Origin of the sequence: Gabonibacter massiliensis (assembly GCA_001487125.1) — a bacterium.
GTDB classification, from domain to species: Bacteria; Bacteroidota; Bacteroidia; order Bacteroidales; family Marinifilaceae; genus Gabonibacter; species Gabonibacter massiliensis.
Map to the genome: position 1 here is coordinate 118,852 of LN913011.1, position 13,406 is coordinate 132,257.

At 44.7% G+C, this 13,406-nt stretch carries 8 protein-coding genes; 4 read left to right on the top strand and 4 right to left on the bottom strand.

The features are described 5' to 3' along the window. Positions 1–191: 191 nt before the first annotated feature. Complete coding sequence (locus BN3283_RS01400) at positions 192–3,056, bottom strand: PL29 family lyase N-terminal domain-containing protein (RefSeq protein WP_059025407.1); 2,865 nt, start codon at positions 3,054–3,056, stop codon at positions 192–194. A gap of 360 nt (positions 3,057–3,416) precedes the next feature. Here BN3283_RS01400 and BN3283_RS14395 point away from each other — a divergent pair, with 360 nt between their 5' ends. Continuing rightward, complete coding sequence (locus tag BN3283_RS14395; RefSeq protein ID WP_070807436.1) at positions 3,417–3,758, top strand: helix-turn-helix domain-containing protein; 342 nt, start codon at positions 3,417–3,419, stop codon at positions 3,756–3,758. A 228-nt stretch (positions 3,759–3,986) separates the two neighbouring features. Here BN3283_RS14395 and BN3283_RS01410 read toward each other — a convergent pair whose 3' ends face one another. Then, positions 3,987–6,476 carry an endonuclease MutS2 gene (locus BN3283_RS01410; RefSeq protein ID WP_059025408.1) on the bottom strand — a complete coding sequence of 830 codons (2,490 nt, stop codon included), beginning with the start codon at positions 6,474–6,476 and terminating at the stop codon, positions 3,987–3,989. 263 nt (positions 6,477–6,739) lie between these two features. Continuing rightward, positions 6,740–7,438, bottom strand: a complete 699-nt coding sequence (locus tag BN3283_RS14175) for a DUF1573 domain-containing protein (RefSeq protein ID WP_070807437.1) — start codon at positions 7,436–7,438, stop codon at positions 6,740–6,742. A gap of 245 nt (positions 7,439–7,683) precedes the next feature. Here BN3283_RS14175 and rpsO point away from each other — a divergent pair, with 245 nt between their 5' ends. The 3 genes from rpsO to BN3283_RS01430 all read left to right on the top strand — a co-directional run bounded on the left by rpsO (position 7,684) and on the right by BN3283_RS01430 (position 11,652). After that, on the top strand, positions 7,684–7,953 hold the full coding sequence (rpsO, locus tag BN3283_RS01420) for a 30S ribosomal protein S15 (RefSeq protein WP_041502395.1): 270 nt from the start codon (positions 7,684–7,686) through the stop codon (positions 7,951–7,953). Positions 7,954–8,071: 118 nt separating this feature from the next. Continuing rightward, positions 8,072–10,267, top strand: a complete 2,196-nt coding sequence (gene pnp, locus BN3283_RS01425) for a polyribonucleotide nucleotidyltransferase (RefSeq protein ID WP_041502394.1) — start codon at positions 8,072–8,074, stop codon at positions 10,265–10,267. A gap of 284 nt (positions 10,268–10,551) precedes the next feature. Further along, positions 10,552–11,652, top strand: a complete 1,101-nt coding sequence (locus BN3283_RS01430) for a PdxA family dehydrogenase (RefSeq protein ID WP_059025409.1) — start codon at positions 10,552–10,554, stop codon at positions 11,650–11,652. A gap of 185 nt (positions 11,653–11,837) precedes the next feature. Here BN3283_RS01430 and BN3283_RS01435 read toward each other — a convergent pair whose 3' ends face one another. Continuing rightward, on the bottom strand, positions 11,838–13,388 hold the full coding sequence (locus tag BN3283_RS01435) for a (Fe-S)-binding protein (protein WP_286137449.1): 1,551 nt from the start codon (positions 13,386–13,388) through the stop codon (positions 11,838–11,840). Between the last annotated feature and the right edge of the window lie 18 nt (positions 13,389–13,406).

The following is a 13,406-nucleotide window of genomic DNA, read 5'->3' on the forward strand; positions in this document are numbered from 1 at the left end:
AAAATAGTATATAATGGAGGATAAATCGTATAAATCAACACTATAATTATGCAAAAAGGGAAAATAATTATGCATAAAATAGAGAAGGGGGTACCTCCGTACCCCCTCTCCTGCTCGGGAGTTTGCACTCGCTCCCGAATGGTTGCATTGGTCTGAAATTTAAAGCTATATCTTCATAACTTTTTTATCCTTTAAGGTGCTGGCACTTCACTTGCCGGTTTGATCGTTACCGGAATCGTGATCATGCGGTCACCGTATTTCGTCGAGTAGGTCACTACTACGTCTACCGTGATTTCAGTGAATAGTGCTTCTGAAACTACGGTCCAGGTCAGCAATCCGCTCGTTTGATCTACACTTACGTTGACAGCAGGAGTGGTCGTGTTGTGATTGAAGACCTCGATTTCGGTTGTTCCTTCAAATACAGAAGGAGAGGTCGCATCAATCTCGCCGTTTGAGGCATCAACAAGTTCGAAACCGTCGATTGCCTTTAAGGACAATTGTTTGGTAATCTCTACCGTGTTGTTTCCGGCTTTATTGTAAGCAATAAACTCTGCATCCGGTATTTTTGTAAAGTTACCTAACGGATTCACGTATTTCACAACGATTTCTTCCGTGTAAATTTCTGCACTTGCGCTGTTTTTAACGATAATCGTTACGGGAATTCCCTGGATAGCACTAAGATCTCCTCCTGCAAATGCAGCTGCTTTTAATTTCAGTGTTTTATTATCCATATCGATTTCAGCGTAATCGTTGCTCGGGTCAACTTCGAATGCCAAAGTCTGAGGAGCTGTTACGGTCATGGCTTTTGTCAGGTCGAAATCCATATCCCAGTTTTGAGGATCGCCGCCGGAGGCTTGTTTACCTTTGATATTTAACGTATTTCCTGTCCAGAATCCGGGTACTTTTTGCAAGGTTGAAGCCTCTTCCGTTACGGTCAGGTTCACTTTAGCCTGTACTTTCGTGTCGGCATCTTTTTGGTAGGTGATCGTGATGGTGTAATCCTCTACTGCTGCCGTTCCCGGGATTTCGATCGTGGGAACACCGCTCGCATTGGTTACGTTCCAGTTACTATTAGTTATAGTTCCTGCAGATTCTCCTTCGATCTCCACGGTATATTTTCCGTCTCCGGCCGAGGTATTATAGGTATATCCCTCTAAGGTTGCGGCAGAGATAACCAATTCGTTGGCGATGGCATTGAAATTCCATCCCGTTGCCGTGTTCAGGTTAACAGCGGCACCTGTATTTCTTTGCGCAGACAAGTTCGCCGTGAAGGCCGTCGGGATCGTACCCGGGGTCGGCGGTGTCGTTTCGTCCTGCTCTTTCAGGATGTAAGGGATTTCAACGCTGGAGGTGATGTAGTTTTCACCGTTTTTAGCGTAGAAAATAACGTTACATGTTTTTTCAAGAGCTTCTGCCGGGGTATTGGTTGCTTTGGCTTTAACGGTCAGCGTGGCTTGATCCAACTCGAAATAGGCGTTGTTCGGATCGGACGGATCGGCAAATGCCAATTCGATACCGGTCGTGAAGCCCAAGTTGTTCAATAACGCGTCGTCGGAATCTCTCACGGTTGCCAGGTTGTAGCTGATACCGGTCGTGTTGTTGTATTTTAATTTTCTTTGGGTATTGGCAAGTATGCTACCGACAACACCTTCTCCGTCGATTGTTTTGATATTTACATCTGTTTTTGCCAGGGGAGCCGCGTTTTTGATCTTGATAAACGAAGAGGCTATCTCGTCATTTACCACGACGGAAACGGGATATACCTTACCTTCTTGTAATCCGTTTACGGCAACCGTTACTTTAAACTTACCGGGAGTACCCGTAACGGCTTCGATAACCGGGGTTCCGAAAGTCGGTCCGGCAGTTCTCGCGATAGGCGCTTCGGTATTGAACTTCAATGTTGCTTGCGTCAGGTCGAAGTTGGTCGGATATACCTGGAATAACATTTTCACGTCCTTGTTGCCAGCTAAAATCTCTCCGCCGGAAGCGGTTACCATTTCAGCGATCGTGGCGTAGGTGTTCAATGTGTTGATCTCCACGTCCGTGTCGCCTAATTTGGTCGGAATGAATGCGATGCTTCTCAGGGCGGCACCCATCATCTCCACGGTCGGTAAGGTTACCTCTTCGTAGGCCACGAAAACTCCGTTCTCGTATTTCGGCATGTTGATCGTGATGCTTCCGTTGGTGTTTCTCATCATGTAGATGTTGTTATTCATACGGATCTCCGGTTCGATGGCTACACCGTTTAGGCAAAGCACGTCGTTAACCACGGTCAGCTTCACGCTTTGGGCGATTTGACCGACAACGGTTCCGTTCACGGTCCAGTTGCCATCCGTATCGGCGCCGAATGTAAACATGCCGCTAATGTCACCGGCTTCAACGGGTAGGGCTTGCGGGTTGTTGAGGTCTTTTACCATCAGCTTGCCGTCCACGATGGAAAATTCGAATTTCGGAGATTGAACTTCAGGGGTCGTGCCGGCGTCGCCTTTTACCTGGCCAAGGTCGGCTTTATTGCCGTCGGTATAGGTACACCACAGGTGTCCGTCGATGATTTCGAATTTTACCACACCTTTTCCGGCAGGTCCAGCGGGTAAAGTAGCCACCGGACTACCGTTCAATAATAACTCGTTGGTAGTCTCGTCGTAGGTGAACACGAAATCGTCCACGGTTATATTGGGAAGCGTAGCTCCTTCGATTTTTACAGGTTCTTCACCTTCGTATTGATAAGCTAAAGTTCCGTCGATTACGGAGAAGGTCGGTGTTTTTCCGGTTGTTCCTTCTTCTCCTTGGTCACCTTTGGTAATGTGGTGTTTGGTACCGTCTGATAAGGTTAAGAAGATACCTCCCTCGTTGTCGGACTCGACTTTCGTCACGACTGCTCCTTTATCGACCAAGTCCTTGATTTTGGCGAGAGCCTCTTTATTGGCGTCGATTTGTGTTTGCAGGTTTTTGATATCGTCGTCATAGTCTTTACAACCGACGAATGTAGGTCCTGCAAGTCCATAAAGCAGTGCACATAACAATGCGGTTTTTGCAAAATTCCCTTTTTTATTCATACGTATTAAAATTATATTAGTAAATAAAATTTGAAGTCACGCGATAGAAACTTCTTTCATAGTTTCGGATTTAGGTTCTATTCTTTTTCAATGTCTTTTTTATTTTCTACCTCCTTTTTTATGGGTTAATGCCGTTAAAAAATCGTCTCCGGTATATTGTCCTGTTTTTTTATCGTTTTATCCGTGAAAACCTTATCATAATTTTGTGTGAATATTTCCACATGTTTCATTAAAATGTGATTTTATTTCACAAAAGTATGTTTTGAAATTCACATGTGCAAATATTTTTCAACAAAAATGTAGGATAATATCACAAACATTAAATCTTTTCTCCCGATAAATCTTGTAATTTTGCTTATTATGGAATTGGATATAGGAGAAATAATTAAGAGGGAATTTGAAAAGAGTGGCTTATCAGCCAGCCAATTTGCCCGGATGATCAATAAGGAGAGGAGTTTGGTGTATCATCTTTTTAAGCGTCAATCGATAGACACGGATTTGTTGTATAAAATCAGCATGGCCTTGAATATCGATTTGTTCCGTTTGTTTTCGGAGAAGTTGAGAGAGGAGAATGTTGTGGTTGAGGCGTGTAGTCGCAGATCGGAGAATCTTTCTTCCAAAAGGAAGGTTATGGTAGAGATGGAGGTCGAGGACGATGTTTATCGAAAATTAATCACTAAGTTTTTAGAAGAAAAAAAATAGGACAAGCGGGATCAAAATCCCGCTTGTTTTTTTTGAGCTCATGGTTCTGTTCGTCTGACAGAAATGGCTGAATTAATTTTGTTTTGAAACTGAATTTGGCCGTATGATCGCTTGAAATTCGGCTGTATAACCCAGCTTGTACAAGAAGCGGGTACGACAATCAATGGATGCATTAAAGCGGCTTTGGGTGATCGGATAAGGCTAAGTCATTTTTACGGTTTTAACTAATTATAAGTCCAATTTGATTACCGTGATTCCGGCTCCGCCGAGTTGTATTTGCTCGTCGGCAAAATGTCCGACCACAGGGTTGGTCTTTAAGTAATCCCGGATGATTTGCCGGAGAGCCCCTGTACCCGTGCCGTGCAATATTCGTAAATCTTTCATGTTCAGCATGACGGCCTCGTCGATAAATGCGACTACCTTTTGCAGGGCTTCGTCTCCCCGGAGGCCTCGGACGTCTATATCGGGTTTAAAGCTCATCCGTTTTTGACTGATGTTTTCCAAATAGTTGGAATAACCGGTTTGAGGTTTGTTCTGTTTTATTTTTTTAGCCTGACTGCCGGAGAGTTTTGTCAATCGTTCCAGTTTTACCGTGGTCAGCAGAGCTCCTAAGGCGACGACCGCAGTTTTCTCGTTTACTTCGATGATCTCTCCCACGGTATTGTCGTTGATTTTTACCGGATCGCCTTTTTTAAAGACGACGGTTTTTTCCTTTTCGTCTTCTTGGCTCGTTTCTATTTGTCCGGGTTGTTGTTGCCCTTTTATTCGTCTGTTTTTTTCCCGGTTTTTCAATTTCTCGATCTTTCGTTTCAGGCGTTCTTCCTCTTCCGTATTTTCGTCAAAAAGACGCTCTTTTTCCTGTTCGAAGGCAGTTCTTGCCGTTTTCGTTCGTTCTTTTTCCGCTTGGCTTTCTTTGATTTCCCGGATCGTGTTTTCTATGGTTTTGTTTGCCCCGGCTATAATCTGCCGGGCTTTTTCTTTGGCTTCTTTCAATACTTCTTTCCTGAGTTTGGAGGCTTCATCCAATTCTTTTTGGTATTTGGCGAGAATTTCTTCTAACCGTTTTTCGTTTTGGTGTATCCGTTTACGCTTCTCTTCCCAGTAGCGTTTGTCCCGGATAATCTCTTTCAGGTGTTTGTCGAAGTTGACATGCTCTTCCCCGATTTTCCCGGCAGCATCATCTAAAATTTCTTTCGGCAATCCGATCTTTTTCGCTATTTCGAAAGCGAAAGAAGAACCTGGTTTGCCGATCTCCAATTCGAACAGGGGAAGCATGTGATGGGTGTCGTAAAGCATAGCCCCGTTTTCTATTCCGGCAACGGAGGAGGCAAAGTGTTTCAGGTTGGTGTAGTGAGTGGTAATCACTCCCCGGACCTGCCGGTCGTTTAAAGCGTTCAGGATCGCTTCGGCAATGGCACCCCCCAGCATGGGTTCCGTTCCGGTACCGAATTCATCGATCAGGATAAGGGTATCGGAAGAGGCGTAGCGCACGAAATTTTTCATGTTCAGGAGGTGTGAACTATAAGTACTCAGGTCGTTATCGATGGATTGTTCGTCGCCGATATCGATTAATATCTTGTGAAAAATACCGAATTTACTGTTCTCTTCTACCGGGACGGGGAGGCCGCATTGGAACATGTACTGGAGGAGACCGGCGGTCTGCAAACAGACAGATTTTCCTCCGGCATTGGGACCGGATATCAGAATGATACGTTGTTTTTCGTCGATCTCTAAGTTCAACGGAACAACCTCTTTTCCGCTTGTTTTATAGTTCAAGTAGAGTAAGGGGTGCTTGGCTTTGTACCATAACATGGAAGGGGTGTTCTCGAAAACCGGAACGATGGCGTTCAGGTTTAAGGCGAAGAGCGCTTTTGCCCGGACGAAATCGACAAAAGCCATGAAACCGTAAGCCGGGAGCAGGTCGTCGATATAGGGACGCAGGTCATCGGCAAACCGCCTTAAAATACGGGTGATTTCCCGTTTTTCTTCCAATTGCAATTCCCGTATCTCGTTGTTTGTTTCGATAATCTCCGCCGGTTCGATATAGGAAGTCTTTCCGGTAGCCGACTCGTCATGTACGATACCGTTCAGTTTACGTTTGAATGCCGAGGGAACGGGAATGACCATGCGGCCGTCGCGGATGGATACGGCACTATCTTTGTCGGCCCAACCTTCTTCCTGTGCTTTTTGTAAGAGTGTCTGCATCCGCCGGGAGATACCCGATTGCTTTTTCATGATGGCGTGTCGGATGGTATTCAGTTCCGGAGAGGCTGAATCTTTGACGGTTCCGTATTTGGAGATTATGTTGTCGAGACGTTGCAGAATGTAGGGAAACATTTGCAGGTTACCTGCCTGTGCCGTTAGGCGGGGGTATTTTTCCTCTTTTCCCCGGAAAAAGCGAATGATGGCGTTTAGTGCTTCTAATGAATTTTTCAGTATCACCAATTCATGAACCTCTAAAAAAAGTCCTTCTACCCGGATTCGAGTCAGGAACGGTCGCGCATCATGATAAAAGGAGACCGGAAAATGGTCTTCTTCCTGACAGATGCGCATCAGTTCCCCGGTCTCTTCCAGGGCGGCCTGAATAGCCGTCGGATCGGTCATAAACGATAGATCGTCGACCAGTTCTTTGCCCATATCGCTGAGGCAGTAGGCAGAGATCAACTGACGTATTTTGTCGAATTTTATTTTAGATTCAAAGTTTTCGGGATAAATCATAAATGATTAAGTGATTATGTGATTAAGTGATTATGTGATTGGGTGATAAAAAGATTGAGGATCGTAGATTTAAGGATTGAGCGATTAGGTGATTGAGCGATTAGGTGATTCAAATTTATCTCGTAATCACGAAAGTATTGAATGGCAGAATTCCCCTAAAATACGATCTGAAATTTACAATAAGCGGTGGTGGATTGGTGAATCTGTGATTGAAGGATTCGGTGATACTTTTGACTTTGTATGTTTTATTGATCATTTCGGGATTATTTTTCTATTTTGATAATGAATTTTCCTTGTACTCCTTCACTGGTCGTGATAATAAGCGTGTCGGAAGGGGAAACGTTTCCCATCATATTGTTTTTTAATGTAATGATAATATCTCCTTTTTGTTGTTTTTGAATGATTAAGGGAGAGTAGTCCAATTCGAGATAGGTCGGTTTCCGTATCCGATCTAACGAGATTCTTTTCTTCTCATTTTGAAACATACCGATGATTTGTTTCGGGTGGTGCGCATCCAAACGGATGGTATCGGTCGTGAAACGCAGAGATCCTATGGCGAAAGGATACTCCTTTTGAATATCGATAGGCTCCTCGACAACTTTCCCGGTAATTTTCAGGAGATGGTTCGGGGGAGTGGCATTCGTGTAGACGACAATCTTTTTTAAAAGATTACCGGGACGTGAGCGGGGATTGAAGGTCACGGTAATCGATCCGGTACCTCCGGGCGGTATGGGACGCTTGTCCCATTTGGGAACGGTGCATCCGCAACTGGCTTCCACGTGACGAATGATAAGAGGAGAATCTCCTTCGTTTTTAAAGGTAAATTCAAAGGATACTTTCCCCCCTTTTTCCTGTATCCGGCCAAAATTATGCTCCTTGGAGTCAAAGGCTATTTTTGCTTTCTGGGCGAACAGCAACGTCGGAAAAAGCAGAAATATGAATATAATGTAGTTTCTGATCATTACTTATTTTATTTGCAAAGATATAAATAATTGATGATTGTAGATTGACGATTTTAAATTGTAAATTAAAAAGGTTGAGCATTTATGTGATTGTGGTAATTGAAATTGTAATCTCTCAATTACTAACTCTTTGTATTCTACAATCGTCAATTTGCAATCTACAATTAAAATGTCTTGTTTTGTATCGTAATAAAGTATATCTTTGCGGCGTTAAAATAAACTTTAAAATTAAAAGACTGAACATCATGTATTTGACATCAGAAAAGAAAGAAGAACTTTTTTCAACGTACGGGAAGTCTAATAAGGATACCGGCTCTGTTGAGTCACAAGTAGCTTTATTTTCCTACCGTATTGCTCATTTGACTGAGCACATGAAAGCAAATCATAAGGATTTTGCAACGCAAAGATCATTGATCAAATTAGTAGGAAAGCGTAGAGCACTGCTTGATTACATGAAGAGAGAAGATATCGAAAGATATCGTACACTTATTAAGGCATTGAATATACGTAAGTAGTTACATAGAGGCAATCCGAGGTACTCCTCGGATTTGCTTTATTTACCCTCCCTCCCTCCTCCTTGTCTAAAAGAATTCCGTTAAAATTATTGATATTTTAACTGTATTATTTATTACTATGAATGTGATTGAAAAGAGTATTACCCTGAAAGATGGTCGGGTAATTACGCTGGAAACCGGGAAGTTGGCCAAGCAGGCTGACGGTGCCGTCATGTTAAAGATGGGCAACACGATGATTCTGGCAACTGTTGTTTCAGCTCAGGAAGCTGGGCCGGACGTGGATTTTATGCCGTTGTCCGTGGATTATAAAGAGAAATTTTCCGCTGTCGGTCGTTTCCCGGGAGGATTTACGCGGAGAGAGGGAAGAGCGTCCGATTACGAGATTTTGGTTTCTCGTTTGATTGACCGGGCTTTGCGTCCGTTGTTTCCGGATGATTATCACGCGGAGACTTTCGTACAGGTGACCTTGTATTCAGCCGATGAAGAGTCAATGCCGGATTCTTTAGCCGGATTAGCCGCTTCGGCTGCTATTGCCGTGAGCGATATCCCTTTTCACGGACCGATTTCAGAGGTGCGCGTGGCCCGTATCAACGGGGAGTTCGTGATTAACCCGACGAAGAGCCAGATGGCAGAGGTCGATTTGGATATTATGGTAGCCGCCACGATGGATAATATCATGATGGTGGAGGGTGAAATGAAAGAGGTATCTGAAAAAGAGATGTTGGATGCCATTAAGTTCGCCCACGAGGCTATCAAGGAACAATGTCAGATCCAGATGGAACTGGCTGCTGCCGTGAACAAGGAGAAGAGAACGTATTGCCACGAGGTGAACGACGAAGAGTTGCGTAAGGATGTATGGGAAAAGTGTTATGACAAAGCCTATGCGGTCGCTCGTCAATGTAATGCCGACAAGCATTTGCGCGAGAAGTTGTTTGCCGAAGTGAGAGAAGGATACCTGGAGACGATTCCGGAAGAGGAGAGGGAAGAGAAAAAAATGATGGTAGGACGTTATTACCACGACGTGGAGAAGGAGGCCGTTCGCCGGATGATTTTGGACGAGGGACTTCGTCTGGACGGTCGTACGACAGAACAGATTCGTCCGATATGGTGTGAAGTGGGTTATTTGCCGGGTCCTCACGGGTCTGCAGTCTTTACCCGGGGCGAAACACAGGCTTTGGCAACGGTAACCTTGGGAACGAAGTTAGACGAGAAGATCGTGGACGAAGCTACCGAACAGGGAAAAGAAAAATTCTTATTGCACTATAATTTCCCGCCCTTCTCTACCGGTGAGGCGAAGCCTTCGAGGGGAGTGGGACGCCGGGAAGTAGGTCACGGGAATTTGGCTCATCGCGCCTTGAAAGTGATGTTGCCTGATAATTATCCGTATACCGTACGTGTGGTTTCCGATATATTGGAATCCAACGGTTCCTCTTCTATGGCTACGGTCTGTGCCGGAACACTGGCGATTATGGATGCCGGAATTCCGATGAAGAAGCCGGTAACGGGTATTGCCATGGGGTTGATTACCGATAAAGGATGCGCCAAATATGCCGTGTTGTCGGATATCTTAGGTGATGAGGATCATTTGGGCGATATGGACTTTAAGGTGACCGGAACGGTGGATGGTATTACGGCTACCCAGATGGATATAAAAGTGGACGGGCTTCCCTATGAAATTTTGGAGAAAGCCTTGGATCAGGCCAGAAGGGGACGTTTGCATATTATGAATATTATTAAGGAGACTTTACCGGAACCGCGTCCGGATCTGAAACCGCATGCTCCCCGTATGGTTACTTTGACGGTCGATAAGGATCAGATCGGTGCGATCATTGGCCCCGGCGGTAAGATCATACAAGATATTCAGGAGAAATCCGGGGCTGTCGTGGTTATCGAAGAGGTCGGCAATCAGGGTATAGTAGATATTTCCGCCTCTAATGCCGAGTCTATCGCTATTGCCGTGGCACGGATTAAAGCGATTGCCAGCAAGCCGGAGATCGGCGAGGTATACGAGGGTGTGGTAAAGAATATCACGACTTTCGGTGCTTTCGTGGAATTCCTGCCGGGAAAAGACGGATTGCTTCATATTTCCGAAATTGACCACAAGCGCTTGGAGAAAGTAGAAGATGCTTTGAAGGAGGGAGATAAGATCCAAGTGAAATTGATCGATATCGATCCGAAAACCGGTAAGTTTAAGCTTTCCAGAAAAGTTTTGCTTCCGAAACCGGAACGTCCGGAGGGAGAGGAGAGAGGAGAACGTCCGAATCGCGGACCCCGCCCCCAAAGACCGGAACGGAAAGAAAATAAACCGGAATAAGATTCGGTAATTAAAAATGGGGTAATTCAGGGATTGGGTGATTATCGTGATTCTGAGATTTCGTGATTCTGAGATTTCGAGATTCCGTGATTAAGGGACTCCGTGATAGGATGTGATTGGGGGAGAGAGTCACGATTACGGATTGACGATTTAGAGCTGAATTATCCGTATTTTTGAAAATATTCAGAAATGGAAGAAACGAGGCGGCCTGCTTTCTTTTTGGGTCGCCTCGTTCTTTTTTTACTGTTTTTTCTTACCTTTGCGAAAATGAAATAATCAGTATTATGGAAAACAGATTAAAAGTAGGGATTACGCAAGGGGATGTGAACGGTATATCTTATGAGTTGATCATAAAATTATTGGCCGAGAATAGAATTTGTGAATTATGTACTCCCGTTCTTTACGGTTCACCCAAGGTTGCTGCTTATTACCGGAAGGCGTTGAATGTGGAGAATTTTAGTCTGAATACGATTCGGGAAGCTTCGGAAGCCAATCCGAAAAGAGGAAATGTGGTTAACTGCGTTGACGATAACGTGAAGGTGGATATCGGTCAGGAGACCTCCGAATCGGATGCCGCATCTATGACAGCTCTCGCTTACGCGTTAGGACAATTGGACAAGGAGGCTGTCGATGTGCTGGTCGTTACTCCGCAGGGAAATTCAAGTTTCGCTTTGGAAGAGGTAGGTTCTTTGACCGAATACCTGTCGAAACGGTACAATAAGCCGGAGGCTATGTCTATTCTGGTGAACGATAATATAAAGATAGGGTTTGTGACGGAGTACGTGAAATTTCGTGATGTTCCCCATCAAATTACGGTAAAAAATATCGAGAGGAAGTTAAATCTGTTGAACGATGCGTTGAAGTTGGATTTTACGATTCAGAAACCTAAAATCGCCGTGTTGGGGTTAAATCCCCAAGTGGATTGCAAACAGTTGACGGAAGAGGAAATTAACGTGATCCATCCGGCTATTGAACGTGCCCGGGAGAAAGGTGTCATTGCCATAGGACCTTTTGCGGCAGACCGTTTCTTTGCGGAACAGATGTACAAGAAGTTCGATGCGGTTTTGGCCATGTATCATGACCAGGGAGCTGTTCCTTTCAGTACGATCCAGGAGGATAACGGGGCTTTTTATGTGGCGGGAGTACCTGTCGTTTGCGCCTCTTCTTTAGATGATGCGGGGTACGATATCGCGGGGCAGGGAGTAGCAGACGAACAGGGATTGAGGAATGCCGTCTATTTGGCTATGGATGTTTTTAATAATCGTCAACAGAATTTATTCCTTCAGGAAAACCCACTGCCTCATTATGATATTGCATCCGGCAGTAACGAAACCGATCTGAACGTGGAGCAGATCGAAGGAGTGAGGGAGGAAATAGACGATTGAAAACGAACAAGCGGTCTAAATTGTAAGGATAAGTGATTGAGGGATTCGGAGATTATGTGATTGAGGGGAGCGAATAGTTTCGGATGTAATTTGAAATTGTAGATTGGAAGATACGGTTAATAAGTGATTAAGTTTTTAATCACTTATTTTTTTATTTAAGATCGTCCCTCTCCAATTGCCGATTATTAATTGTCGGCCACGACTTCTGCTATGTCTTTTACCGGAATGTCCTGGGACGTTTTCATGAGGGTCTTTTTGCAAAGGGGACAGGCAGTAACGATCACATCGGGTTGATAGGCGGCATAGGCTTTCACGGTATCTGTACTGATTTTTGTCTTTTGGTTCGAATCGATGGCCGTGTTGGCTAAGCTGCCCCCGCAACAAAGCGATTTTTTCCCGTCGTAGGCTGTGGCTATTTTATGACTCACCTGTTTTAAGACATTTTCAGGAGCTTCCACGACTCCGCATCCTCTACCCAATTCGCAAGGATTATGGAACACGGTCTTCAGATCGTTGGAGCGGACTTGAAGCTGACCGTTTTCGATCAGAAGGTCGAGGTATTCCGTGTGATGCATAATTTGTAACTTCAGCGTATAATCTTCTTTGAAAGTTTTATAACAGATCGGACAGGAGGTTACTAAAATCTGTGCCCCGGAAGCCTCGATCGCTTCCTGGTTGTGATCCATGATGATTTTTGCGGCATTCCAGTTACCACTGAGGGCAGACGGACGTCCGCAACAAATACCGGCTTCTTTGTCGATAAAAGTGTAGTCTACGTGGGCCCGTTCGAAAATTTGTCGCATGGATTTTATAATACCCGGAGTCAGGTGGCTCATGCAACCGGCAAAATAAGCTACTTTGGCCGGTTGGATATCCGGTTGGGGGATGTACGCGTAAGTCTCCTTCGTGACTCTGTTTATATCCGGGCGTTTACTGAGCCGAATGGCATTCAGGTTGATGCCGACAGGACAGGATTGTTCGCATCTGCCGCACATCAGACAGTTTTCGGCCTGTTTGTCATACTCTTTTTTATCTCTTAGCCGGCGTAAGAAATAGACCGGTTGTACATCGTTTATTTCACAGGAAGAATTTAGCTGACAAGCATTGATACATATTCCGCACCGGGAACAGGCGTTGACTTGTATTTCACTGAAACCGTTGTATTTCTTCCCTTGTTTTATTCCCCAGTTTTTCAGGAAAATATAGACCATTTCCGTGGGAATGTGCATGTATCTCGAGAACGGGAGAAGCAGAAAAAATAGCCCGAGCAAGGAGGAGTAGGTCCACCACGCCGCATAGGAGAGATGTTCCACCGGAAGATACTGGGCGAAGAAGTTTCCAGCGTTATAAGTAAGGTAACTACCGGCCCCGTTTGTCCCGCTGGTAAAACTTTCCGCTAAAAAGCGAACCGGGAAAATAAGCCATAATACGGTCAGGATGAGCAGGTCGTAAGGTTTCTGATTGGTCGTTTTTTTCATTCCGAATAAGGCGGAATAGAAGCGTTTGGTTACGGCCAGTAGGATTCCGATCAATAAAAACAACAAAATCGTATCCATCAGGAAGGCAAAGGTTTCACTATACGGGAAGGTTTCCTTTGCCGGATGGAAGTAACGGAAAAAGATGGCGAAATAGGGCGGATTGAACGCACTCGTGTGGTAGACCATGGATTCGATCTTTCCGATGACGATCAACAGAAACCAACCGAAAGCAAAGGTCATATGCATATATCCCAACATAGGATTGGTTCTGAATAT